The organism is Ensifer sp. GW821-FHT05G01 (assembly GCF_059419585.1).
The window spans coordinates 360,454-384,575 of sequence record NZ_JBWKSC010000004.1 but is presented as its reverse complement, the minus strand read 5'-3'; the positions used below and the strand labels follow the sequence as shown (position 1 = coordinate 384,575).

19 protein-coding genes are annotated in these 24,122 nt (G+C 64.3%); 8 read left to right on the top strand and 11 right to left on the bottom strand.

Going from position 1 to position 24,122, the window contains the following annotated elements:
* Window positions 1-91 precede the first annotated feature (91 nt).
* Window positions 92-1,681: an ABC transporter substrate-binding protein gene (locus AC07UR_RS13005; protein WP_209790651.1), complete on the bottom strand. Its 1,590-nt coding sequence runs from the start codon at window positions 1,679-1,681 to the stop codon at window positions 92-94.
* A gap of 128 nt (window positions 1,682-1,809) precedes the next feature.
* Between AC07UR_RS13005 and AC07UR_RS13000 the strand changes: the two genes are divergently transcribed.
* Entirely contained in the window at window positions 1,810-2,604 is a 795-nt protein-coding gene (locus AC07UR_RS13000; RefSeq protein ID WP_209790652.1) for a helix-turn-helix domain-containing protein, read from the top strand.
* A gap of 69 nt (window positions 2,605-2,673) precedes the next feature.
* Window positions 2,674-3,012: a PAAR domain-containing protein gene (locus AC07UR_RS12995; protein ID WP_209790653.1), complete on the top strand. Its 339-nt coding sequence runs from the start codon at window positions 2,674-2,676 to the stop codon at window positions 3,010-3,012.
* A gap of 51 nt (window positions 3,013-3,063) precedes the next feature.
* Here the strand turns inward: AC07UR_RS12995 and AC07UR_RS12990 are convergent, their stop codons facing one another.
* The 9 genes from AC07UR_RS12990 to bcoG all read right to left on the bottom strand — a co-directional run bounded on the left by AC07UR_RS12990 (window position 3,064) and on the right by bcoG (window position 15,708).
* Entirely contained in the window at window positions 3,064-4,689 is a 1,626-nt protein-coding gene (locus tag AC07UR_RS12990) for an ABC transporter ATP-binding protein (RefSeq protein ID WP_173421058.1), read from the bottom strand.
* Window positions 4,690-4,708: 19 nt separating this feature from the next.
* Window positions 4,709-5,536, bottom strand: coding sequence for an ABC transporter permease (locus AC07UR_RS12985; RefSeq protein WP_173420688.1), 828 nt, complete (start codon window positions 5,534-5,536; stop codon window positions 4,709-4,711).
* Window positions 5,533-6,648 (bottom strand): ABC transporter permease, encoded by a 1,116-nt coding sequence (locus AC07UR_RS12980; protein WP_209790654.1) that lies wholly within the window; start codon window positions 6,646-6,648, stop codon window positions 5,533-5,535. Before AC07UR_RS12980 ends, AC07UR_RS12985 begins: the two co-directional genes overlap by 4 nt.
* A complete protein-coding gene (locus AC07UR_RS12975) occupies window positions 6,648-8,237 on the bottom strand; it encodes an ABC transporter substrate-binding protein (protein WP_173420686.1) in 1,590 nt (529 codons plus the stop codon). The genes AC07UR_RS12980 and AC07UR_RS12975 overlap by 1 nt, the downstream gene beginning before the upstream one ends.
* A 339-nt stretch (window positions 8,238-8,576) precedes the next feature.
* Complete coding sequence (locus AC07UR_RS12970; protein ID WP_173420685.1) at window positions 8,577-9,359, bottom strand: carnitinyl-CoA dehydratase; 783 nt, start codon at window positions 9,357-9,359, stop codon at window positions 8,577-8,579.
* 4 nt (window positions 9,360-9,363) lie between these two features.
* The gene (locus AC07UR_RS12965) at window positions 9,364-11,433 is read right to left on the bottom strand and encodes an acetate--CoA ligase family protein (RefSeq protein WP_209790655.1); all 2,070 of its coding nucleotides are present in this window, start codon (window positions 11,431-11,433) and stop codon (window positions 9,364-9,366) included.
* Between the two features lie 267 nt (window positions 11,434-11,700).
* Window positions 11,701-12,861, bottom strand: a complete 1,161-nt coding sequence (locus tag AC07UR_RS12960; protein WP_209790656.1) for an acyl-CoA dehydrogenase family protein — start codon at window positions 12,859-12,861, stop codon at window positions 11,701-11,703.
* A 284-nt stretch (window positions 12,862-13,145) separates the two neighbouring features.
* Window positions 13,146-14,636, bottom strand: a complete 1,491-nt coding sequence (locus AC07UR_RS12955; protein ID WP_209790657.1) for a carnitine 3-dehydrogenase — start codon at window positions 14,634-14,636, stop codon at window positions 13,146-13,148.
* A gap of 169 nt (window positions 14,637-14,805) precedes the next feature.
* Complete coding sequence (gene bcoG / locus AC07UR_RS12950) at window positions 14,806-15,708, bottom strand: 3-dehydrocarnitine:acetyl-CoA trimethylamine transferase BcoG (RefSeq protein WP_209790658.1); 903 nt, start codon at window positions 15,706-15,708, stop codon at window positions 14,806-14,808.
* Between the two features lie 108 nt (window positions 15,709-15,816).
* Here bcoG and AC07UR_RS12945 point away from each other — a divergent pair, with 108 nt between their 5' ends.
* Entirely contained in the window at window positions 15,817-16,788 is a 972-nt protein-coding gene (locus AC07UR_RS12945; protein ID WP_173420680.1) for a GlxA family transcriptional regulator, read from the top strand.
* Between the two features lie 226 nt (window positions 16,789-17,014).
* On the opposite strand, the gene AC07UR_RS12940 is transcribed toward AC07UR_RS12945, so the two are convergent.
* Complete coding sequence (locus tag AC07UR_RS12940) at window positions 17,015-18,247, bottom strand: LysR family transcriptional regulator (protein ID WP_209790659.1); 1,233 nt, start codon at window positions 18,245-18,247, stop codon at window positions 17,015-17,017.
* Window positions 18,248-18,403: 156 nt separating this feature from the next.
* Between AC07UR_RS12940 and AC07UR_RS12935 the strand changes: the two genes are divergently transcribed.
* From AC07UR_RS12935 to AC07UR_RS12915, 5 genes are read left to right on the top strand one after another with little or no spacing between them, the layout of a single operon-like run.
* Window positions 18,404-19,942 carry an aromatic amino acid lyase gene (locus tag AC07UR_RS12935; RefSeq protein ID WP_209790660.1) on the top strand — a complete coding sequence of 513 codons (1,539 nt, stop codon included), beginning with the start codon at window positions 18,404-18,406 and terminating at the stop codon, window positions 19,940-19,942.
* 42 nt (window positions 19,943-19,984) lie between these two features.
* Window positions 19,985-21,364 (top strand): hydantoin-5-propionate amidohydrolase, encoded by a 1,380-nt coding sequence (gene ertD / locus AC07UR_RS12930; RefSeq protein ID WP_209790661.1) that lies wholly within the window; start codon window positions 19,985-19,987, stop codon window positions 21,362-21,364.
* On the top strand, window positions 21,361-22,632 hold the full coding sequence (locus AC07UR_RS12925) for a Zn-dependent hydrolase (RefSeq protein ID WP_209790662.1): 1,272 nt from the start codon (window positions 21,361-21,363) through the stop codon (window positions 22,630-22,632). Before ertD ends, AC07UR_RS12925 begins: the two co-directional genes overlap by 4 nt.
* Window position 22,633: 1 nt before the next feature.
* On the top strand, window positions 22,634-23,728 hold the full coding sequence (gene ertC / locus AC07UR_RS12920; RefSeq protein WP_209790663.1) for a thiohydantoin desulfurase: 1,095 nt from the start codon (window positions 22,634-22,636) through the stop codon (window positions 23,726-23,728).
* Between the two features lie 16 nt (window positions 23,729-23,744).
* Complete coding sequence (locus AC07UR_RS12915; RefSeq protein ID WP_209790664.1) at window positions 23,745-24,074, top strand: TfoX/Sxy family protein; 330 nt, start codon at window positions 23,745-23,747, stop codon at window positions 24,072-24,074.
* The last annotated feature ends 48 nt before the right edge of the window (window positions 24,075-24,122 follow it).

Sequence of the window (24,122 nt, the reverse complement as noted above, 5' to 3'; positions counted from 1 at the left end):
TCTCATGGTTTTCAGGCATTTCCGGCAAGACCGTCACGCGCGTTTGCTGGAAATGCCCTGTCTCTTTCTTTGCCGGCCAAAATCCGCCGTCTTAGCTGTCGAACCACACGCGGCTTGCGACATAGCCGTTCGACAGGTCGTTGCCGATGTCGTGCACGAAGCCCTTCAGCGAGGCGGTGGCCGCGTTCACGTAGTCGTTGAACACCGGCAGGATCAGGCCGCCTTCGTCGCGCACCGTCATCGCCATCGTCTTGTACATCTCCTTGCGCTTGGCATCGTCGAGTTCCGAGCGGGCCTGGAGCAGGAGCTTGTCGAAGTCTTCGCGCTTGAAGCGGGTGTCGTTCCACTCGGCGCTCGAGAGGTAGGAGGTGGAGTAACGCGAATCCTGCGTTGGGCGGCCGCCCCAGTAGGAGGCGCAGAAGGGCTGGACGTTCCAGACATTGGTCCAGTAGCCATCCTCCGGCTCGCGGCGAACCTCGAGCTCGATGCCGGCCTTCTTGGCGCTTTCCTGGAACAGGACCGCCGCGTCGATGGCGCCGGGGAAGGCGGCATCCGAGGTGCGCAAGAGGATCGGCCGGTCGTGGCCCGACTTCTTGAAGTGGAAGGCGGCCTTGTCGGGGTCGTAGGCGCGCTGCTCGATGCCCTCGGGCGCCAGCGCATAGTTCTCGTTGACGGGGTAGTCGTTGCCGAGCGTGCCGAAGCCGCCGACGACCCGGTCGAGGATCGCCTGACGGTCGATCGCATACTTCAGCGCCAGCCGGAGGTCGTTGTTGTCGAAGGGGGCGGTGTCGCAGTGCATCAGGAAGCTGTAGAAGCCCTTGCCGGCGGTCCTGAGGATCTCGACGCGCGGCGCGCGCTTCAAGAGCGGCACGGTCTTCGGATCGATGTTGTTGATGAAATGCACCTGGCCGGAGGAGAGCGCCGCAATGCGGGCGGTCGTGTCGTTCATCACGATGATTTCGACACTGTCGACGAAGCCACGATCCTGGCGCCAGTCGTTGGCATTCTTCTCGAAGGTCGAGCGCAGGCCCGCCTCGTAGCTTGCAAGCTTGTAGGGGCCGGTGCCGATCGGCGAGGCGGGGTTGTCGACGCCGCCGCGCGGCTGGATGATCAGGTGGTAATCGGTGAGCAGCAGCGGCAGGTCGGCATTGCCTTCGGTCAGCGTCAGCACCAGGCTGCCTGCCTTCTCCTCGATCGTCTTGATCGAGCGCATCAGGCCGAGCGCGCCCGATTTCGAACCTTCGTCCGAATGCCGCTTCAGCGTGGCGATGACATCGGCGATGGTCATCTTGTTGCCGTCATGGAAGCTGACGTCGCTGCGGATCTTGAAGGTCCATTGCGACGCATCCGCCGAGGGCTCCCAGGATTCGGCAAGGGCCGGCAGCGGCGCGCCGGTCTTCGGATCGGATTCGACCAGCGTGTCGCCCCAGAGATGGCCGATGACGAAGGAGACCGAGCCGCTGTAGCCGGCGGGATCGAGCGTATCGGTGGTGGCGCCGCCCTTGAGGCCGAGCTTCAGGTGGCCGCCGCGCTTGGGCTCTTCGGCGCGCGCATCGCCTGCCAGCATCGTGCCGCCAAGGCCTGCAGCCAGACCGAGGGCTGCGGTGCCGGCCAGAAAGCCGCGGCGGTTGATGCCGGCCGGTACCAGAAGGCCGTCGGGACGCTTGGTGAAATCGGTCATGTGCAGGTTCCCTCTTATGTGTTGTTTCAAGGGAAAACCTAACCGCTGCAGCAGGTCGCACAATTTCGCGACTTGACGCTGTTTTACGCGACTTTACGCTACCCGCTCAGGACCATTGGGAGCCGCATGTGCACGACGCCGACCTGTTTGCCGCCAACCTTCGTTTCGCCTGCGCGACGCGACGTTCGATCTCGCAGATCTGCCGCGAGATCGGCATCAATCGCCAGCAGTTCAACCGCTATATCAGCGGCGAGGCGCGGCCTTCAGCGCACAATGTCGCCCGCATCGCCAGTTTCTTCGGGCTGCAGGCGCAGGACTTTTCGCTGTCGCCGAAACTGTTCGAAGCCCGGGTGGTCAGGCCCGATCGCGACCGCTCTGAAGCCGGGCTGCTGCTCGAAGGCTTTCCAGGTGATCTCGCGAGCCTTCGCCGCCATGTCGGCTATTACCAGACCTATCATCTGTCGCCGTCCTGGCCGGGCCGCGTCGTCTGCTCCTGCGCCCGTATCCATGAGGAGAGCGGCTCGATCCGGGTGAAATCGATCGAGCGCATCCGCGACGCTGCCAACGAAATCCAGCAGTTTTCCAAGTATGTCGGCCTCGTCACCTTCTGGCGCAACCGCATCTTCATCGCCGAGCGCAGCGTCGGGCGCCAGCCTATGCTGTCGCAGACGATCCTGATGCCGTTCGAGGTGCATCAGCGCGTCTATCTGCGCGGCACGACCATGGGCGTCTCCTGGCGCAAGGAGAACCTGCCCTATGCCTCGCGGATGATCTGGCGCACGCTTGGTCAGGAGCCGGATCTGCGGCAGATGCTGTCGCGCTGCGGGGTGCTGGCTGCGGGGTCGCGGCAATTGCCAGCGACGGTGCGAACCTTTCTCGAAACGCCTGACGCCGACGTGCTGACGGTGCCGACCGATTATTGAGGTGGCGGCCTTGGCGTTGCCGTCCTAGATTGCGCCAGGAGCAAGTGACCGTATCGTTGAGGGAAGCCGATGAAATCTGCTGTTGTCGTGTCAGGATTTCTGTTCGTGGTCTCGGCCATGCCGTCGGAGACGCAAGACGCGCGCCCACCGATCCCGGCCTGCGCGCTTTCGGGCTCCACCAGTGTCATGATCGGCGGCCAACCGGCGCTCAGGCTTTCCGACGTCGCCAACTGCCCGCCGGAGCTTTACGAGGTGGTGCCGAGCATCATGATCGAGGGGCAGCCGGTGGTGCATTTTCGCTCCGGCAGTGGTGCTGCGGGAGATTGCACCGCCAAGGGAGAACCGACGGTGACCTTCGAAGGCCAGGCGGCGCAGCGGCTGGGCGATGTCGCCTGCAAGGCGAAATGATCGCTGCTTTCTCCCCTCCCTGTGAGCCGGGAGAGGAGACCGTGTCGGTCCTCAGTTGCCGGCGCTTTCCATGCGCCGCGTCTTCAGCACCCGTTCCAGCCAGCCGATTTCCATCTCGGGCACGGATTTGAGCAAGAGGTCGGTATAGTCGTCGAAGGGTGGCGCCAGCACTTTCGACTTCGGCCCGAACCGCACAAGCTTGCCGCGATGCATCACGGCGACGCTGTCGGCAATCGCCCTGACGATGGCGATATCGTGGGTGATAAAGACATAGGAAACAGCGGTTTCCTCCTGCAGCTTCAGAAGCAGATTCAGGATGCCTTCGGCCACCAGCGGATCGAGCGCCGAGGTCGGTTCGTCGCAGAGGATCAGTTCCGGCTCTGCGGCAAGCGCTCGTGCAATGGCGACACGCTGCTTCTGTCCGCCGGAAAGCTCGGCCGGATAACGATCGAGGAAACGCGTTCCCATCTCGATCTGGTCGAGCAGTTCCTTGACCCGCGCCGTCTTCTTGGCGCCGTGCATGCCGAAGTAGAAGGAGAGCGGCCTGCCGACGATGTCGCGCACCGTCTGGCGCGGATTCATCGCCGTATCGGCCATCTGGTAGATCATCTGGATCCGGCGCAGCTCGTCATTGCTGCGGCCCTTCAGCGCCCGCGGCAGTTCCTTGCCTTCGAAGGTGATGCGGCCCTCGGTCGGCGGTAGCAGGCCAGTGATGACGCGCGCCAGCGTCGACTTGCCAGAACCGCTTTCGCCGACGATCGCCAGTGTCTGGCCCTTGGGCAGATGCATGGAGACGTCGTGCAGCACCTTGAAGCCGTTGGCATAGCCGGCGCTGATATGCTCGATCTTCAGCTGCGTGCCGGTCTGATCAGGCGCCTCGTCGCGCTTGGTCTGGCGCACGCTGACGAGGGCGCGCGTATAGTCTTCCTTTGGTGCCTCGATGATCTGCTGGGTCGTGCCATATTCCACTGTCTTGCCGTGGCGCAGCACCATGATGTCGTCGGAGATCTGGGCGACGACCGCGAGATCGTGGGTGATGTAGAGGGCTGCGGTGTGCGTTTCCTCGATCGCGTGCTTGATGGCGGCAAGCACGTCGATCTGGGTGGTGACGTCGAGCGCCGTCGTCGGTTCGTCGAAGACGATCAGCTCCGGATTGGGGCAGAGTGCCATCGCGGTCATCGCCCGCTGCAACTGGCCGCCCGAGACCTGATGAGGGTAACGGTCGCCGAAGGTCTCCGGGTTCGGCAGGCCGAGCACCCGGAAGAGATAGAGTGCGCGCTTCTTCGCCTCTTCGCGGTTCATGATGCCGTGGCGAAGCGACGCCTCGATCACCTGGTCGCCGAGCCGGTGCGCCGGGTTGAAGGCGGCGGCTGCCGATTGGGCGACGTAGCAGACACGCGCGCCGCGGATCGAGCGGATGCCGTTCTTGTCAAGCGTCAGGATATCCTTGCCATCGAGCAGGGCCTGGCCGCCGGTGATGCGCACGCCGCCGCGGCCATAGGCGAGCGCCGACAGGCCGATGGTCGATTTGCCGGCACCGGATTCTCCGATCAGGCCGAGCACCTTTCCCTTCTCAAGGTCGAAGGACACACCTTCGACAAGCGTCACGGTTTTCGGTGGTTCGCCCGGTGGATAGCTGGTTGCTTCGATCTTCAGGTTTCTGACCGAAAGAAGCATGTTCTTTGCAGATGAAGACTCAGGCATCGCCGCGTCCTCCCTTGAGGCTGGAGGTTCGCTTCATCAGCCAGTCGACCACGAGGTTGACGCAGATCGCCAGCGTCGCGATCGCCGCACCCGGGATGAGGGCTGCGGAGATGCCGAAGATGATGCCGTCCTTGTTGTCCTTGACCATGCCACCCCAGTCGGCTGCAGGCGGCTGGATGCCGAGGCCGAGGAAGGAGAGGGTGGAGAGAAACAGGATGGAAAAGGCAAAGCGCAGGCCGAACTCGGCCAAGAGCGGTGACAACGTGTTGGGCAGGATTTCGCGGAAGATGATCCACGTGCTGCCTTCGCCGCGCAGCCGTGCCGCCTCGACGAACTCCATGACGGCAACATCGAGTGCGACGGCTCGGCCGATACGGAAAACGCGGGTGCTATCGAGCACCGCCATGACCAGGATCAGGATCCACAGATGCTGCGGCAGCACCGCCAGCACGACGAGGGCGAAGATCAGCGTCGGGATCGCCATCATCAGATCGTTGAAGCGGGAAAAGAACTGGTCGACGAAGCCGCCCATGACAGCCGCCGTGAACGACAGGATCATGCCGAGCGAGAAGGACAGCACGGTTGCCGCCAAAGCCACGAAGATGGTGGTGCGGGCGCCATAGATCAGGCGCGACAGCAGGTCGCGACCGAGATTGTCGGTGCCGAGCAGGAAGTCGCCGCCGGCAGGAAGCCAGACGTCGCCGACGACTTCGCGTTCGCCGAACGGGGCGATAACAGGCGCAAACAGCGCGCAGAAGATCGCGATCGTTATGCCGGCAATGCCGATCCAGGCGCTCAGAGGGATGGATCTCAGGTTCATCGCGGGTGCCTCAGTCTCGGATTGGCGAGAATGGCGATAATGTCCGCCGCCATGTTGAGGAAGATGTAGAAGGCCGCAAAGATCAGGCCGCAGGCCTGAACCACCGGCATGTCACGCACGGTCACCGCATCCACCATGTACTGCCCCATGCCGGGATAGACGAACACCACCTCGACCACGACGACCCCGACGACGAGATAGGCGAGATTGAGGGCGATGACGTTGATGACGGGCGCCACGGCATTGGGAGCGGCGTGGCGGGCGATGATACGGAACATGCCGAGGCCCTTGAGCTCGGCCGTCTCGACATAGGCCGACGACATGACGTTGAGGATCGCGGCCCTGGTCATGCGCATCATGTGGGCGAGAACGACGAGCACGAGGGTTGCGACCGGCAGCGCGATCGCGGAGAGGCGCTCGGTGAAGCTCATGCTGTCATAAACCGTCGCCGGGAAGGTGGCGACGCCGAATTTGACGGCGAAGAACATGATCAGAAGATAACCGACGAAGAACTCGGGCAGCGAGATGGCCGCAAGCGAGACGACGTTGATGATCTTGTCGGGCAGCCGGTTGCGGAACTGCACCGCCAGCATGCCGAGGCCGACGGCAAGCGGTACGGAGACGATTGCGGCGAAGAAGGCGAGGAACAGCGAATTGCCGAGCCGCTTGCCGATCTGTTCGCCGACCGAATTCTTGCTGGCCCAGGAGGTGCCGAAGTCACCCTGCACGGCACCACCGAGCCAGGAGAGATATCGCTCGCTCCAGGGCTTGTCGAGGCCAAGATCCTTGCGGATGTTTTCGACGGCCTGCGGCGTTGCCGACTGGCCGAGATAGGTGGTGGCGAAATCGCCCGGAAGCGCCTCGATGCCGCCGAAAATCATCAGCGACACGGCAAAAAGCAGCCCGACGCTCAAGCCGAGGCGCTGCAGGATCAGCGCCGCGAGCGGGCGGCGAAAGGTGAAGCGCCGCCAGAAGGTGCCGTCGATTTCACCCTTGGCATCGGCGGGGTTGGGTTTTGCTGGTACACCGGAAAGAGCGGCAGACCGCGGATGTGTTCCATCCGCGGTCCCATCCGTCGGAACCGGACCAGTGAGCGGTCCGCTTTCCATCATCAGGCGTCGAGCCAGACGCGGGTGGCGACGTAGCCGTTCGACATGTCGTTGCCGATATCGTGGACGAAGCCCTTCACCTGCTTGGTGGAGGCGTTCACGAAGTCGTTGAACATCGGCAGGATCAGGCCGCCTTCGTCGCGCACCATCATTGCCATGGTGCGATACATGTCCTTGCGCTTGGCCTCATCCAGTTCGGCGCGGGCCTCGAGCAGGATCTTGTCGAAGTCGGGCCTGAGGAAGCGGGTGTCGTTCCAGTCGGCGGTCGACAGATAGGCCGTCGAATACATCTGATCCTGGGTCGGGCGACCGCCCCAGTAGGATGTCGAGAAGGGCTGGACGTTCCAGACGTTGGTCCAGTAGCCGTCGCCCGGTTCGCGCTTGACCTCGATCTCGATGCCGGCCTTCTTGGCGCTTTCCTGGTAGAGAACGGCCGCGTCGACCGCGCCCGGGAAGGCGACGTCGGAGGTGCGCAGCAGCACCGGGCCGCTGTGGCCGGACTTCTTGTAGTGGAAGGCCGCCTTGTCAGGGTCGTAGGCGCGCTGCTCGATGCCTTCGGGGAAGAGGGCATAGGTGTCGTTGATCGGGAAGTCGTTGCCGACCTTGCCGTAGCCGCCGAGGATGCGCTGGACCATGGTTTCGCGGTCCATCGAATATTTCAGCGCCATGCGCAGGTCGTTGTTGTCGAACGGCGCGGTGTTGGCGTGCATGATGAAGACGTAATGGCCGCGGCCGGACGTATTCAGGATTTCGACGGTCGGCGCCTTCTTCAGGAGGTTGACGGTTTTCGGGTCCACGCGGTTGATGAAGTGGACCTGACCGGAGGACAGGGCCGCGATGCGGGCCGTGGCGTCGTTCATTGCGATCAGTTCGACCGAATCGACGAAGCCGCGATCGGTGCGCCAGTCGTCGGCATTGCGCTCGAACGTTGCGCGCACGCCGGCTTCGAAGCTTGCGACCTTGTAGGGGCCGGTGCCGATCATGGCGTCGGGAGCGTCGAGACCGCCGTTCGGCTGGATGATCAGGTGGTAATCGGTCAGGAGCAGCGGCAGGTCGGCATTGCCTTCCGTCAGGGTCAAGACCAGCTTGTCGCCGTCCGCCTTGATCTCCTTGATCGACTTCATCACGCCAAGCGCGCCGGACTCCGACTTTTCGTCGGTGTGGCGCTGCAGTGTCTTGATGACGTCGTCGATCGTCAGTTCCTTGCCGTCGTGAAACTTCACGCCCTTGCGGATGGCGAAGGTCCAGGTCGAGGCGTCGGCTGACGGCTCCCAGGATTCGGCAAGCGCCGGCACCGGCGCGCCTGTGGTCGGATGGCTTTCGACGAGCATGTCGCCCCAGTTGCGGCCGACTACGAACATGAATTGTGAGAGTGCCTTTGCCGGGTCCTTGCTGTCGGTGGCGGCAGCGCCTTCGAGGCCAAGCTTCAGATGGCCGCCGCGCTTGGGCTCCTGGGCCTCTGCGCTTGTGGCAAACAGCGTGCCGGCGGTCGATGCGAGGATGCCGGCTGCAGCCGCGCGTCCGAGAAATTCACGCCGGTTCATCTTGCCGAGCATGACCTGTCGTGTGAGGTAATCCTTGTAATCGCTCATTCCCCTGTTCCCTTCTTTGTCGGCATTCGCCGTTCGTTGTGGTTGGTAGAGATTGCTGCGTACCGCCACCTTGCGGATGGCTTTCGGATCGGCCGTTCGGGCCATTTTTCATCTTCGATTGCCTGTTGTCTCCTTTCCCGGGCGGACGCTTTTGGCTTCAGATCGATAAGCCTAATCGCTTGGATGAACCTTGTAACGTCCTAAATTATCATTTATTTCCATAAGCATGACTTATGCATGACCTTCGGCGGCGCGCGAGTATGCCCCCGCGCGTTCCATGCCGTCGTTTGGCCGGATCACCGGCACGTTTTTCAGTCCTGCGTCGCCGCACGCAGCGTGTCAGCGCCCCTTCCAGACCGGGTCGCGCTTTTCGGCAAAGGCCTTTGCGCCCTCCAGCTGGTCCTCGCTCGAATAGAGAATGTCGACGGTCTTGAACTGCCGGCGGGTGATCTTGTTCATCGTCGTCTGGAAGGTCTCGCCCTCGGCAGCGCGCACCACTTCCTTGATCGCGGCATAGACGAGCGGTGGGCCGCTTTCGAGCAGCCGTGCCAGCTCCCAGGCGCGTGCCATCAGCTTATCCGCGGGCAGGATCTCGTTGACGAAGCCCCAGCGGTTTGCCTCGACGACATCGAGCCAGCGGCCGGTCAGGAGCATGTCCATGGCGATGTGATAGGGGATGCGCTTCGGCAGCTTGATGGAGGCGGCGTCGGCAACGGTGCCCGAGCGGATTTCCGGCAGCGCGAAGGTCGCATGCTCTGCCGCCAGGATCAGGTCGGTGGAGAGCGCAATCTCGAGACCGCCACCGCAGCAGATGCCGTTGACGGCGGCGATGACCGGCTTGTTGAGGTCGCGCAGCTCCTGCAGGCCACCGAAGCCGCCGATGCCGTAATCGCCATCGACCGCATCGCCGGCGGCAGCCGCCTTCAGGTCCCATCCCGGACAGAAGAATTTTTCGCCGGCGCCGGTGATGATGGCGACGCGTAAGCTGTCGTCGTCCCGGAAGTCGGCGAAGATTTCGCCCATGACCCGGCTGGTCTTCAGGTCGATGGCATTCGCCTTCGGCCGGTCGATCGTCACTTCCAGAATGCCGCCTTCGCGGCGTGTCAGGATCGGTCCGGTCATGGCGTCAGTTCCTCCGGCGTATCAGGGCGTCGGCGGCGATGGCTCCATGGCCTTCCGGTAACACCATCAAAGGATTGATATCGAGTTCTTCGAGCATTGAAGCGTTTGAAACGACATAGGATGCTGCAGCGGCGACAGCGTCGGCAAGGGCGGCAAAATCCCCCTTCGGTCCACCGCGATAGCCGTCGAGAAGCTTGCGGATCTTCAGGCCGTCGATCGCCTCGCGGATGAGATCCGGCGTCGTCGGCAGCGTCAGGATGGCGGAATCATCCAGCAGTTCCACGAGGATGCCGCCGGCACCGATGGTCAGCACCGGGCCGGCCACCGGATCGCGCATCGCGCCGATGATCAGTTCGGCCACCGGCTTTGCCACCATCTTCTCGACGAGATAGCCCGACGCCACAGAAGCCATGGCTTCCGCCGCCGCAAGCACCTCCTCGCGGGTTGCCAGATTGAGCTTGACCGCGCCCGCCTCGGTCTTGTGGGCAACGCCCAGACCCTTGAGAACGACCGGAAAGCCGAGGCTTTCGGCAGCATTGGCAGCATCCTGCGGCGTCGATGCAGTTCTGCCTGCCGGGATGCTCAAGCCCGAGGCGGAAAGCTCCGTCTTGGCGTCATGCTCGCTGAGCGTGATCGACGCTCCGCCACCGCCGGAAACACCGCCATTGAGGAGCTTCGGCGGTGCTGGCTTTGCCCAGGCCGCGCCGATGCCGGCCGCGGTTTCGACCGCCGCCAAAGCCTCGTCGATGCCGAAGAAGGGGATGACGCCGGCGGCCATCAGCGACAGCGCCGTCTGTTCCGGCATGTTTTCGCCAAGGCTTGCGACGATGCCGGCGCGGGCGCCGGTTGCCGTCGCCGCGTCGATCACCGCGTCGCAGGTCGTCACCCAGTCGGCCGCGTCGCAGCGGTCCTGGCGGGGAAAGTCGAGCACGATCAGGTTCAGCGCATAGCCGCCCTTCATCATGGCGCTGAAGGCCGTCGTCTGCTTCTCGCGATTGCCCCAGACGAAGGTGTGGTAGTCGAGCGGGTTGGCGATCGTGACCATCTCGCCGAGCGCTTCCTTCAAGGGGCGGCGTTGCTCGTCTCGCAGCGCCCGGTAGTTCACCCGGTAGCGCACGCCGGCATCGGCCATCAGCGAGGCCTCGCCACCCGAGCAGCTCATCGAGGAGATCTCGTTGCTCTCGAGCGGGCCGGCCACATGCAGCAGCTTCAGCGTTTCGAGCAGCGCCGGCAGCGTGTCGACGCGGCCGATGCCGAGGCGGGCAAGCAGTGCCGACGAGACCCGGTCGTTGCCGGCAAGCGAGGCCGTGTGCGAGACGGTGGCAAGCTGGGCTGCCTCCGACTTGCCGACCTTCAGCGTCACCACCGGCTTGCCGAGTTCGCGGGCGCGCGCTGCTAACCGCTCGAGGCTGGCAATGCTGTCGAAGCCTTCGATATGCAGGCCGACGGCCGTGACGCGCGGGTCTTCGAGCACGGCGCAGGCAATGTCTGAGAGGCCCGTCTGCGCCTGGTTGCCGGCGGTCATCAGGTAGGCAAGCGGCAGGCCGCGCGTCTGCATCGAGATGTTGCAGGCGATGTTGGAGGATTGTGTCAGCACGGCGACGCCCCTGTCGACACGCTGCATGCCATGCTGGTCGGGCCAGAGCAGGGCGCCATCGAGCATGTTGATGAAGCCGTAGCAATTGGGGCCAACGATCGGCATGTCGCCGGCCGCCGCGACCAACGCCTCCTGCATGTCGTTGCCGTCGTCGAGTTCGCTTGCCGCCTCGCGGAAACCCGAGGCATAGCAGACAGCGCCGCCGGCACCGCGCGAAGCCAGCGCCGCAATGATATCGATGGTGAGCTGTCGGTTGACGCCGACGAAGGAGGCATCCGGGGCGCCGGGCAGTTCCGCCACCGAGCGGTAGCATTTGCGGCCGAGGATCCGGTCCTCTCTCGGATGCACCGGCCAGATATCGCCGGCAAAACCCATCTTGTCACATTGTTCGATGACCCGACGCGCCTCCTTGCCGCCGAAGACGGCGATGGATTTCGGTCGGATCAGACGGTCGAGGGAACGGGGAGCGTGGATCATGCCGCTTCGCACTCCCTCATGTCGATGGCCGCAGGAGCGCCTGGCGCCGGGTCGCTGGCCGTCTGACTGCTAGCCGCCAACGCCCTCATTCCTGTGCTTGTCAGAGGAATCCAGCCGGCTTGCGTCGGCAAGCCCGTAGGTGCGCTCTTTTTCACGGCGCCAACGCCGGTCCGGTTCTGGTCTTGCGCGGCACGGACGTGCCGCTGCTGGATTCCTGTGACGAGCACAGGAATGAGGAAGGGAGAGGACGCCTGCTCGATCATCCGATCACGCTCCCAGCGGCCTGAGCAGATCGCGGCTGATGATGTGGCGCTGGATTTCGGAGGTGCCGTCCCAGATGCGCTCGACGCGGGCGTCGCGCCAGAAACGGGCGAGCGGCAGGTCGTCCATCAGCCCCATGCCGCCGAAGATCTGGATCGCCTCGTCGGTGACGCGGGCGAGCATTTCGGTGGCGTAGACCTTGGCAGACGCGATCTCGCGGTTGGACGGCAGGCCCTGGTCGAGGCGCCAGGCGGCCGACAGCGTCAGGAGATCGGCGGCGTCGATCTCGGTGATCATGTCGGCGAGCTTGAAGGAGACGCCCTGGTTGGCGCCGATCGGCTTGCCGAACTGCTTGCGCTCGGCGGCATAGTTGAGCGCATAGTCGAAGGCGCGACGGGCGCGGCCGACCGACGTTGCCGCCACCGTCAGCCGGGTTGCGAACAGCCAGTCGTTGGCGACGTCGAAGCCCTTGTGCACCTCGCCGAGGATCTGGGCGGAGGGCAGGCGGCAGTCGTCAAAGGTCAGGACGCAATTGTTGTAGCCGCGGTGCGAGACGGAGTTGTAGCCCTTGCGGATCTCGAAGCCCGGCGTGCCGCGGTCAACGAGGAAGCAGGTGATCTTCTTCTTCGGGCCGCGCGGCGTGTCCTCCTCGCCGGTGGCGATGAAGACGATGACGAAATCGGCGATGTCGGCATGGCTGATGAAATGCTTGGTGCCGTTGACGATCCAGTCGTCGCCGTCCTTGCGGGCAAAACACTTCATGCCCCGCACGTCGGAGCCGGCGTCCGGCTCGGTCATGGCGAGTGCGTCGAACTTGTCGCCCTTGACAGCCGGAAGCAGGTATTTTTCGCGCTGCTCGTCGTTGCAGGCCATCAGGATGCCCGAAGGACGGCCGAAGAAGACGGTGAGGCCCATCGAGCCGCGGCCAAGCTCGCGCTCGACCAGCGTGAAGGACGTGTGATCCAGACCGGCGCCGCCGACTTCTTCGGGGAAATTGCAGCCGAAGAATCCAAGCTCCTTGCACTTGCGGGCAATGTCCTGGCCGAGTTCGCGCGGCACCACGCCGGTGCGCTCGACCTCGTCTTCATGCGGATAGATTTCGGTTTCTACAAAGCTCCTGACCGTGTCGACGATCATCTGCTGTTCTTCGGTCAGTGCAAAATTCATGTGTTCTCCCTCGCAATTCGTTTGGCGCGTTCTGCGGTCAATCTCCCCATCGACCGCAGGCGTGCTTATTCTGCCCCTCACCCTAACCCTCTCCCCGCAGGCGGGGAGAGGGGACGCCTCTCGCGCAGCTCATCGCTGCGGCCACCAGAACCGCTGCGACCTTTGAAGGAGCCAGCGGTTGCGGCAGATCCCTTCTCCCCGTCTACGGGGAGAAGGTCGCGGCAGCGGGATGAGGGGCTTGACCCGACGTTACCCGCGATCCCTCCGAAGGTGGAGGCCCAATCTCAGCGCTTCTGCCCGACAAACCGTCCGACGCCTTCGGGTGTCGGCAAGCCGGCATGCGCCTCGGTGATCGCCTTCAGCTTGTCGAGGACCTTGGCAGGCGCTGCGACCGACTTGCCGGCCTTGCTGTCGACATGCAGCATCATCTGCTCGGCAGTCGCGACCGCTTCCTTCGTTTCGGCATTGTAGATCGTCGAGAACAGATGCAGGCGCTTTTCGTCCGAGGACAGGAGCTGGCAGGTCGAGTAGAGCGCGTCCCCAAGCTTGGCCTCGCCGAGATTACGGATATGGGTCTCGACCGTATAGTAGCTGTGGCCGTCGCGGACGTATTCGAGGTCGACGCCGATCAGGCGCAAGAGGCCATCCGAGGTGTCGCCGAAGACCTGGAGATAGCGGTGTTCGGTCATGTGGCCGTTGTAGTCGACCCAGGCGGCGCTGACCTTGGTGTCGAGAATGTGCAGCGGCTTGACGTCGCCGAGATCGGCTTCAGGTTTCTTGGCGTTGGCCCAGAGCTTCGCCTCGAAATCGGCGAGCAGCTTGCCGGCCCCCCAGCCTTCGCCGCCATTGCCCGATTTCAGCGCGTGCATGATGCCGACGAGGTTTTCGTCGCGGATGCGCTCAAGCTCGCGGATGGAGCGGCCGGCGGCCTGCGCGTCCGACTGGGCGCCGATCTTCTCCACCAGTGCATCGTCGAGGTCGACGACGTCGGTGAACTTGGTCCAGGGCCATTTCAGGCAGGGTCCGAACTGGGCGAGGAAGTGGCGCATGCCGGCTTCGCCGCCGGCAATGCGGTAGGTCTCGAACAGGCCCATCTGCGCCCAGCGCATGCCGAAGGAATAGCGCATGACGTTGTCGAGCGTCTCGGTATCGCAGATATCGTCCTGGATCAGCCACAGCGCCTCGCGCCACAGCGCTTCCAGCAGGCGGTCACCGACGAAGGCCTCGATCTCCTTGGCGATGACGACGCCCTTCATGCCGATCTGCTCGACGCCCTGCATGGCGCGCTCGATCGTCGCCTTCGAGGTCTTCTTGCCGCCGACGAGTTCGACCAACGGCAGCAGGTAGACGGGGTTATAGGGATGCGCCACGAACATGCGCTCGGGATGTTTCATCTCGGCTTGCAGGTCGGAGGGCAGCAGGCCCGAGGTCGACGAACCGATCAGCGCGTCGGGCCTTGCCGCCGCATCGATCTGCGTGATCACGCCACGCTTGAGCTCGAGCCGCTCGGGCACGCTTTCCTGAATCCAATCAGCGTCCTTGACGGTTTCTTCGATGCTTTTGCAGAAGGTGAGTTTTCCCTTCGGCGGCAGCGGCGCCATGGTCAGCATGGCATAGGCGCGCTCGGCATTGGCCATGACTTCGCCGATGATGCGCTCGGCTTCCGGATGCGGATCGAAGATCTTCACGTCGATGCCGGCAAGGGCGAAGCGCGCCACCCAGGCGCCGCCGATAACACCGCCACCAACGCAGGCTGCATTCTTGATTTCAGTCATTCCTCACCTCGACTTGTAAAATGGCAAACTGCTCTTGACCTGACCCTGTCCCCGCTCCGGTGGGGAGGGGACTGTGCGCCTTCGGCCTTCTTCCCGTCCTGCGGGGAGAAGGTGCCGGCAGGCGGATGAGGGGCCTCCCTCACCGCGCGGATGAGGGGTCGCGGCAGGCTCAGCGCTTCGTCAGCTTCAGTTTCTTGCGGACTTCATCCGGCCCGATGATCTTGGCGCCCATGCCCTCGATGACGCCGACAGCCTTTTCGACGAGCTGGCCGTTGGTGGCGAGCTGGCCCTTGCCGATATAGAGGTTGTCTTCGAGGCCGACGCGAACGTTGCCGCCGGCAAGGACGGCTGCTGCCGGATAGGCAACCGCGTTGCGACCGATGGAGAAGGCCGAGAAGGTCCAGTTGGAAGGCACGTTGTTGACCATGGCCATGTAGGTGTTGAGATCGTCGGGCGCACCCCACGGAATGCCCATGCAGAGCTGGATCAGCACCGGATCCTCGATCAGGCCTTCCTCGGCGAGCTGCTTGGCGAACCAGAGATGGCCCGTATCGAAGGCCTCGATTTCAGGCCGAACGCCGAGCGCCGTCATCTGGCGGGCCATTTCGCGCAGCATCGACGGCGTGTTGGTCATGACGTAGTCGCCGAGCGAGAAGTTCATGGTGCCGCAATCGAGCGTGCAGATCTCCGGCAGGCAGTCGGCCACATGGGCGACACGCTCGGTGGCGCCGGCCATGTCTGTGAATTTCTCGTTGACGGGCAAGGGGCTCTCGACATTGCCGAACACCAGGTCGCCGCCCATGCCGGCCGTCAGGTTCAGCACGATGTCGATATCGGCGGAGCGAATACGGTCGGTGACTTCCCTGTAGAGATCGAGCCTGCGGGAGGGTGCGCCGGTCTCCGGATCGCGAACGTGGCAGTGGATCACGGCGGCGCCGGCCTTGGCTGCCTCGACCGCCGCTTCGGCGATCTGTTTCGGCGTGATCGGAACGTGGCTGGACTTTGAAACGGTGTCTCCCGAGCCGGTGACGGCACAGGTGATGAATACCTCGCGGTTCATGCTGAGCGGCATTGCTGTCTCCCTTTTATTGCCCTCATTACGAGCCAAGAAAGAGCGCGCTGCTTTTCATTATCGGTTCCATCCTATACATTATCGGCGGTAGGCTGGAGAAGTTTGGGCATGGATCAGAACGTTTCGCAGGTGCAGCACGTCGATATCCTGGTGCTGCCGGAGACCAATCTGATCCTGGTTGCCTCGGTTATCGAGCCGATGCGCGCCGCCAACCGCATCGCAGGGCGGCCGCTCTATGACTGGACGATCTACAGCCCTGACGGCGAGCCGATCGAGACAAAAAGCGGCATTCCTATTCCCGTCTCCGGCGCCTTCCGGCCGCAGCGCGAGACGGCGCCACTGTTCATTCTCTCAAGCTACAACTGGCAGAGGAGCGCCACCTCGCAGCTGAAGATGATGCTGTCGCAAACGGCCCGGCACCGTGAGATGATGGCGGGCATCGAGTCCGGCTCGTGGCTGCTGGCAGAAACCAGCTTGCTCGACAGTTCGAAGGCCACCACCCACTGGGAAGACTTCGAGGATTTTACCGCCAGCTATCCGCAGGTGACGATGGTGCCCGAACGCTTCGTCATCGACGGCAAGCGCATCACGACGGGAGGATCGCTGCCGACGCTCGACCTGATGCTGGAGTTGATCCGCCGGGCGCACGGCTACTCGCTGGCGCTCGAAGTGTCGCGACTGTTCATCTACGAGCAGGAGCGCACGCGCGGCGACCTCTTGCAGATGCCGGCAATCGGCAACATGCGCATTCTCGACCCCCGCGTCGGCACTGCCGTCAAGCTCATGGAAGAAACAGTGGAAGCGCCGCTGACACTCGCGCGTCTCGCCCGCCGCATCGGCGTCAGCGTCCGTCACCTGCAGGACCTGTTTCGCGACACAATGGGGGTGGGGCCGCACGAGCATTACCTGGCGCTGCGGCTCAACGCTGCACGGCGCAAGGTGATCGAGACGCGCATGGAATTTGCCGATATCGCCGCGATCTCCGGCTTCAACTCGTCGTCGTCCTTCTCGCGCAGCTATCGTGCCCATTATCGCGAAAGCCCGAGCGAGACGCGCAGGCGACTGAAGCTGAAGGGCTGAAAGCGCACTTCAAGTACTGATTCAGGGTACGAATTCGGGAGTCGTTTCAGGTGGTTGGCCGCGGATGATCAGGAATTGATTCCAAAGCCGTTGCTTCAGTCATTGGGCCTGCCTTCGTCGACGATGGGTTCTCCATCCCTCATTCCTGTGCTCGTCACAGGAATGAGGGATGGAGAACCCGAGTTCGCGAAATTTTGTGCTGAACCCTGCGTGACACCGCACGCCGTCACGTCTGCGCGCTTGTTCGCATCATCGAAATCATCAGCTCGCCGACCTCGCTGGAAAAGGCGCCACGCGGCCAGATCAGCGTCAGCGACTGGCGGTATTGGGGCCCGAGCCTGATCATCGCGGGTGGACGGTGGATGCGCGACAGGGAGGTTTCCGGCAGCACCGAGAGATAGCCGTGATGCGTGACCAGGTTGATGATGACGGGGATGGAATCGACCTCGACCAACGTCACCCGGCGCCGCTCCGCATCGCTCAACCTGTCTTCGAGAAAGCGCGTGACCTCGCGGCGCAGACCGCTGCGTGCGCTCGGCACGGCGATCGGGCAGGTGGCGAGCAGCCGCGGGAAATCGCCACCCATATCGGACAAGGCCGGCGCCGGGCCGGCAAGCACCAGCGGTGTCTCTGTGACGAGCCGGCCGTCGAAATCGGGGGGGATGCCGGCGATGTCGAGCAGGGCTGCGTCGAAGCGCCGGCTCTTGAGGCCGGCCAGAAGCTCATCGGCGGTGGTGCTGGAAATGAACAGCGACTGGCGCGGGCGGGAGCGGTGCCAGGTGGCCGTCAATGCCGCCAGCATGCGGGCGATCTCGCTTTCCGGCCCGAGCGGCATTACGGCGCCGAGGCGCCAGGTGGTGACGTCGCGCCGGAAGCGGTCGGCAGACGCGCGCGTCAACCGCGCCCAGATGTCGAGCAGGCGTTCGACGTCGGGGATGAGGTCGAGAGCGGCCTTCGTGCAGGCGATGCCGCCATGGGAGCGCTCGAACAGCCGGCATTGCAGATGGTGTTCGAGATCGGCGATCTGTCGCGTCAGCTGTGGCTGGCCTAGGCCGAGGACGCGGGCGGCAGCTCGGATGCTGCCGGCGCGAGCGATGCGCACGAACCGATCGAGCGCGACGAGGCCGACAGGCGGGATTGCCGCTGTCGGTTCGGTGTTGGCGGTGGCGAGCAGTGCCCGGATGGTGGTGCTCGCCGCCGCCACATCGGCCTGGCGCGAGCGGGCCTCGAGGGTGAGCGCCAGGAGGTTGCCATCGCGACGAAAGAGCGGGATCGAAACGGCCTGCTCGAAGCGGCGAACGGCGGCGCTGACACTCGAGGGTGCACGTTTGGTCGAGGCGGCAGCGCGCCGGATGCCGCCTTCGTTCATCAGGGCCTCGACGAGCAGGATCGTGGCAATATCCATCGCAAAGGGTTCTCCGCCGCTAGCGCCACCCGAACCACGTTCGGCTTTAGGCATCAGCCGTTCCGGATTTGGGATATATCACGAGAGCGAACAAAACGCATAGCATGCCTGCAGGCGATCCCTCGCCCAACGGGGCGGGATAGGATCAAGTCTTTGCATCCACGCATCGTTTCGACGTCGGGGCGGCTCGCGTGGTAAGGTTCTCTAGGCATGCTGCAACAGGTCAAGTCCATCGTTCTCTGCGGGAAACCGCTCGACTTCGCGACGCTCGAGGAAATCGGCTCCGGGGCGGCGCGGCCTGTTGCGGACGAGGGCGGCATGGAGCGGGTCGCGGCTGCCCATAAGGTGATTGCCGATCGCGTCGCGCTCGGCCTGCCGGTTTACGGCTCCAACACCGGCGTCGGCTCGATGAAGGACCGGTTGTGGACGGCGGACGATCTGGCCGAGTTCAACACTTCGCTGGTGCGCGCCCACCATTTCGGCACCGGCGAGTTCTTCACGGTGCCGATCGTGCGCAAGGCGATCGCCATCCGCTGCAACACCGCGATGCGCGGGCATACCGGCTGCAGCCCCGACCTGATCACCGCTTTCCTCGCCCTCATCGAACACGACATCATTCCGGCGGTGCGTCGCCACGGCTCGATGGGCTGCGCCGATATCGGCCTGATGGGGCAGATTGCCGCCGTGTTGACTGGGGTCGGCGAAGCCTATCATCGTGGCCGGCTGGTGCCGGCCGAAACAGCCCTTGCCGATGCCGGGCTCAGTCCCCTGGTGATGCGGCCGCGCGATGCGCTGGCCGCCCTCAGCGTCAACGCAATCGCCTATTCGGCAGCAGGTGACGTGTTGCGCGAGGCGGCAGCGGCCATTCGCGTTTTGCTCGTCACCGGTGTCATGTCCTCCCAGGCGCTCGGCGCCTCTGCCGATCCGTGGCGGGTGGCAGCGACGCTGTCGACACGCGGCGAGGCGCTGGTCGGCTCCTGGCTCTACGGCCAGTCCGGCGTTGCCGACTGGCCGTTGCCGACGGCGATCCACGATCCCTTGAGCCTGCGCATGACTGCCCAGGTGTTCGGCGCCGTCGTCGATACGCTGCTGGTCGCCGCCGGCCGGCTGGTCGAGGCGACCTATCTTTCCGACGACAATCCGGTGGTGCTCGGCGGCCAGGTGCATGCCTCGGGCGCGTCGCTGCCCCTGACGACGACGCTCTATGTCGAGACGGCGCAGATCGCCTTTTCGCATGTGGCGCGCAACGTGCTCAATCGCTGCATCCTCCTGTCGAACGGCGGGCGCCGCAACCTGTCGGTCAATCTGGTGGCACCGGGGGAAGTCGCGACTGGTCTCGGCCCGCTGATGAAGCTTGCCGTCGAACTCTACATGCGCGTGCAGTCGATGGCGGTACCGCTCTCTGCCCAGTCGATCGTCGTTGCCGGCGGGCTGGAAGAAGAGGCGACGTTCCTGCCTCTGATCGTCGAACGCATGGAAACCCAGGTGCGCGATCTCCGACAGCTGGCGGCGATCGAGGCGATCCTGTCGTCGCAGGCAATCGATCTTGTCGGCGATGCGCCGCAGGGGATCGTCAAGCTTGCGCATGAGCGCACCCGGTCGATCAGCCCGATGTACATCAAGGACAGGCCGCTTTCGAAGGAGATCGAGGCGCTACAGCAGGCCTTCACCTGCCATGACCTCTTGCGCACCTTCGTCGCCATGGCGCCGATGCCGGAGTTCGACGACTTCTTTGCGCTGAGCAAGTGACCGAGCACTGATCCAACCAGCCTGATCCGAGGGAAGAGCACGATGTCCGATTTCGATCTTGTCCTGAAAGGCACCGTGGTCCTTCCGCACCGGATCGTCGAGGGTGGACATGTGGCGGTGCGCGACGGCAAGGTCGTGCATGTCGGGCAGGGGGTGGCACCCGCAGCCCGCGAGCGCCACGATCTCGGGACCGCGATGATCCTGCCCGGCGCCGTTGATGCGCAGGTGCATTCGCTGTCGCAGAAGAACCAGGAGGATTTCGTCTGGTCGACACGGTCGGCTGCGGCCGGGGGCGTGACGACGATTGTCGACATGCCCTATGACGAGGGCAATCTCGTCTGCTCGGCCGAGGCGGTTGCCTACAAGGTGGAGCATGCGAGCCCGCAGGCGCGCGTCGACTTCGCACTCTACGGCACCGTCGATCCCGAGGAGGGACCGGCCCGCATCCTCGAAATGGTCGAGGCCGGCGTTGCCGCCTTCAAGTTCTCCACCTTCGGCACCGATCCCAAGCGCTTTCCGCGCATTCCGGCAGCCCTGCTCGAGGATTGCTTTCGCGCCATCGCGCCGACGGGACTGGCCGCAGGCGTGCACAATGAGGATGACGAGGCGGTGCGCGCTGCGATCGAGCGCGTGAGGGCCGCTGGCATTGCCGACTATCGCGCCCACGGCCTGTCGCGCCCGCCGCTGACGGAGTTGCTTGCCACCAACCAGATTTACGAGACCGGGGCTGCGACCGGATGCCCGGCGCATGTGGTGCATTGCTCGCTCGGGCGCGGCTACGAGATCGCCGCCGCCTACCGCGCTCAAGGCCATGCGGCGACGATCGAGTGCTGCATCCACTATCTGACGCTGGATGAAGAGAACGACGTTCGCCGCCTCGGCGGCAAGGCCAAGATCAACCCGCCGATCCGCCCGCGCGCCGAGGTGGAAAAGCTTTGGCGGCATGTGGCTGACGGCACGGTGACGATGGTTTCGACCGATCATGTGAGCTGGTCCGAGGATCGCAAGACCAATCCTGATATGCTCGCCAACGCCTCCGGCGTGCCGGGCCTCGAAGTGATGGTGCCGCTGTTCGTCAAGGGCGCGCTGGAGCGCGGCATTCCGTTGACGCGGGCGGCCGAGCTGATGACGCTGAACCCGGCGCGGCATTTCCGGCTCGACCATTGCAAGGGCGCGCTCGAAGCCGGCAAGGATGCCGACATCATCGTCATGACGCCGGAGCCCTATGTCTACGATGCGGCAGCGAGCGGCAACAATGTCGTGGGATGGTCGCCCTATAACGGCATCCGGCTGCCCTGGCGGGTGTCTGCCACCTATCTGCGCGGTGCGCTTGTCTTCGATGGACGCACCGTCGTCGCCAAACCCGGCACCGGCGCCTTTGTTCGTCCGCTTCAGACCCTGGCCCTGCAGGAGGCCCGATGACAACCAACGTCAAGACCAATCTGCCGGTGGACGCCAACCGGATCGCCGGCATCGTCAACGGGCTCGCCGGCATTACCGAGCCGGACCGCCCCTATACCCGTCGCGCCTTCACGCCGCTGTTCCTGGAGGGCCGGGCGTTCCTCGATCGCCGCTTCCGCGCGGCCGGGCTCGAAACCCGCATCGATGCGGCCGGCAATCTCATCGGCCGGCGCAAGGGGCGGAAATCGGCATTGGGTACGCTGATGCTCGGCTCTCATTCCGACACGGTGCCGGAGGGCGGGCGCTTCGACGGCATCGCCGGCGTTGCCGCGGCCCTCGAGGTGGCGCGCGCATTGACAGACGCCGGCATCGAACTCGACCACGACCTGGAGATCGTCGACTTCCTGGCGGAGGAAGTGTCGATCTTCGGTGTTTCCTGCGTCGGCAGCCGCGGCATGGCCGGCATCCTGCCGGATGGCTGGCTGAGCCGGGTGCAGGGTGAATTGAGCCTGCGGCAGGGCATCGTCGAAGTCGGTGGCGATCCGTCACGGCTGTCAGCGCTGAAACGCTCCGACATCAAGGCGTTTCTGGAGCTGCATATCGAGCAGGGGCCGGTGCTGGAGACCGGGCGGCTTGATATCGGCGTGGTCACGGCCATCTCCGGCATCACCCGCATCGAGATCATCGTCGAGGGCCAGGCGGACCACGCCGGCACGACGCCGATGGGCCACCGGCGTGACGCGCTGGTTGCGGCCTCGCGGCTGGTGCTCGCGATCGAGGCGCTGGCGACAGAGTTTTCCAGGGGCGAGGGGCATTTCACCGCGACGGTCGGCGAGTTCTCGATCGAGCCGAACGCAGCCAATGTGGTGCCGTCGAAGGTGCGGTTGCTGATCGACGCCCGCGCCGAGTTGCGGCCGCAGATGGAACGGTTCCTCGCGGAGCTCGGGCCACTTTGCCTCGATGTCGCCGGCGATGCCGGCGTGACGATCGCGCCTGCCAATGTGATTTCCGACAATCACCCAACGCCCGGCGATGCGCTGTTGCTGTCGACGCTGGAAGAAAGCTGCGACGGGATCGGTGCCCGGCACCGGCGTATGGCATCGGGCGCCGGACACGACACCGCCTGGATGGGCCGTATAACCCGCTCGGCGATGATCTTCATCCCGTGCCTCGGCGGGCGCTCGCATGCCCCCGAGGAGTGGGCCGAGAACGATGACATCGCGCTCGGCGCCGCCGTCCTCTTCGAGGCGGTGAAGACGCTCGACAAGAAATTGCAGGAGAAGGTTTGAGATGGGCCGGATACTCAAGGAAAAGGATGTGGAGGCAGCGGTCAAAGGCGGCTCCGTCTATGCTGCGGGCGGTGGCGGCTGGGCCGATCATGGCCGCATGCTCGGCTATGCCGCGGTCTCGATCGGCAAGCCGGAGTTGGTGTCGATCGACGAACTGGATGCGAACGACTGGGTGGCGACGGCGGCTGCCATCGGCGCACCGGCATCGACCACGCCCTGGGAAATGCGCGGCGTCGACTATGTGAAGGCGGTGCAAATGCTGCAGGAGGCGCTCGGTGAAAAGCTTTCCGGTCTGATCATCGGCCAGAACGGCAAGTCCTCGACGCTGAACGGCTGGCTGCCATCCGCAATCCTCGGCACCAAGGTGGTCGATGCGGTCGGCGACATCCGGGCGCACCCGACCGGCGACATGGGCTCGATCGGCCTTGCCGGTTCGCCGGAACCGATGATCCAGACTGCGGTCGGCGGAAACCGCGACGAGAACCGCTATATCGAGCTGGTGGTGCGCGGCGCAACGGCCAAGGTGTCGCCGATCCTGCGCACGGCGTCGGACATGTCGGGCGGCTTCATCGCCTCCTGCCGCAATCCGGTGCGCGCCTCCTATGTCAGGGACAATGCGGCGCTCGGCGGTATCTCGTTGGCCCTGGCGCTGGGTGAAGCGATCATTGCCGCCGAAGCCAAAGGCGGCAGCGCCATCATCGACGCGATCGTCAAGACGACCAAGGGCGCGCTGCTTGCCGAAGGGGTGATTACCGACAAGTCTGTGGTCTACACCAAGGAAGCCTTCGACATTGGCACGGTGACGCTGGGGAAGGGATCTGACTCAACGGTATTGCACGTGATGAACGAATACATGGCGGTTGACTCTGCGGAAGGCACGCGGCTGGCGACCTTCCCCGATGTCATCACCACACTGTCGTCGGAGGGCGAACCCTTGAGTGTCGGCCAGTTGCATGTCGGCATGAAAATCTTCGTGCTGCATGTGCCGAAGACCGTCATTCCGCTTGCCTCGAGCGTTCTCGATCCGACGGTTTATCCTTCGGTGGAAAAAGCCATGGGCATCGAGCTTGCCCGCTACGCGCTCGCCGGGCGGTAATCAAGGGAGCGCCGTCATGGCACGGGATGCGGGACTTGAGGAACTGATCAAGGACGAGCTCGCCGGTCGACCGGGGCTTTCGGAAAAGGCGATGTTCGGCGGCTGGGCGTTTCTGCTCAACGGCAACCTGCTCCTGGGCGCGCGCGAAGGATCACTGCTGGTCAGGCTCGGCAAGGGCAATGACGGGTGGGCGCTTGATCTGCCCGATATCGAGCTGATGGTGATGAACGACCGGGCGATGCACGGCTGGGTGCGCGCCGGGGCGGAAGCTTATGGCGACGATGCCTTGCGTAGGAGATTGCTGGATGGTGCCATCGCGTTTGTGGAGACGTTGCCGCCGAAGTGAATTCTGAGAGGCGGGTGCGTTTGAGCGGCCCATCACCGATGTGGTGGT

Bases quoted from the DNA above. Each gene is read 5' to 3' on its own strand.
- AC07UR_RS12955 (WP_209790657.1), bottom strand. From the start codon at position 14,636: ATGACTGAAATCAAGAATGCAGCCTGCGTTGGTGGCGGTGTTATCGGC.
- AC07UR_RS12935 (WP_209790660.1), top strand. From the start codon at position 18,404: ATGCTGCAACAGGTCAAGTCCATCGTTCTCTGCGGGAAACCGCTCGAC.
- AC07UR_RS12940 (WP_209790659.1), bottom strand. From the start codon at position 18,247: ATGCCTAAAGCCGAACGTGGTTCGGGTGGCGCTAGCGGCGGAGAACCC.
- ertC (WP_209790663.1), top strand. From the start codon at position 22,634: ATGGGCCGGATACTCAAGGAAAAGGATGTGGAGGCAGCGGTCAAAGGC.
- AC07UR_RS12970 (WP_173420685.1), bottom strand. From the start codon at position 9,359: ATGACCGGACCGATCCTGACACGCCGCGAAGGCGGCATTCTGGAAGTG.
- AC07UR_RS12960 (WP_209790656.1), bottom strand. From the start codon at position 12,861: ATGAATTTTGCACTGACCGAAGAACAGCAGATGATCGTCGACACGGTC.
- AC07UR_RS12945 (WP_173420680.1), top strand. From the start codon at position 15,817: ATGGATCAGAACGTTTCGCAGGTGCAGCACGTCGATATCCTGGTGCTG.
- AC07UR_RS12915 (WP_209790664.1), top strand. From the start codon at position 23,745: ATGGCACGGGATGCGGGACTTGAGGAACTGATCAAGGACGAGCTCGCC.
- AC07UR_RS12990 (WP_173421058.1), bottom strand. From the start codon at position 4,689: ATGCTTCTTTCGGTCAGAAACCTGAAGATCGAAGCAACCAGCTATCCA.
- ertD (WP_209790661.1), top strand. From the start codon at position 19,985: ATGTCCGATTTCGATCTTGTCCTGAAAGGCACCGTGGTCCTTCCGCAC.
- AC07UR_RS12985 (WP_173420688.1), bottom strand. From the start codon at position 5,536: ATGAACCTGAGATCCATCCCTCTGAGCGCCTGGATCGGCATTGCCGGC.
- bcoG (WP_209790658.1), bottom strand. From the start codon at position 15,708: ATGCCGCTCAGCATGAACCGCGAGGTATTCATCACCTGTGCCGTCACC.
- AC07UR_RS13005 (WP_209790651.1), bottom strand. From the start codon at position 1,681: ATGACCGATTTCACCAAGCGTCCCGACGGCCTTCTGGTACCGGCCGGC.
- AC07UR_RS12925 (WP_209790662.1), top strand. From the start codon at position 21,361: ATGACAACCAACGTCAAGACCAATCTGCCGGTGGACGCCAACCGGATC.
- AC07UR_RS12980 (WP_209790654.1), bottom strand. From the start codon at position 6,648: ATGATGGAAAGCGGACCGCTCACTGGTCCGGTTCCGACGGATGGGACC.
- AC07UR_RS12975 (WP_173420686.1), bottom strand. From the start codon at position 8,237: ATGAGCGATTACAAGGATTACCTCACACGACAGGTCATGCTCGGCAAG.
- AC07UR_RS12965 (WP_209790655.1), bottom strand. From the start codon at position 11,433: ATGATCCACGCTCCCCGTTCCCTCGACCGTCTGATCCGACCGAAATCC.
- AC07UR_RS12995 (WP_209790653.1), top strand. From the start codon at position 2,674: ATGAAATCTGCTGTTGTCGTGTCAGGATTTCTGTTCGTGGTCTCGGCC.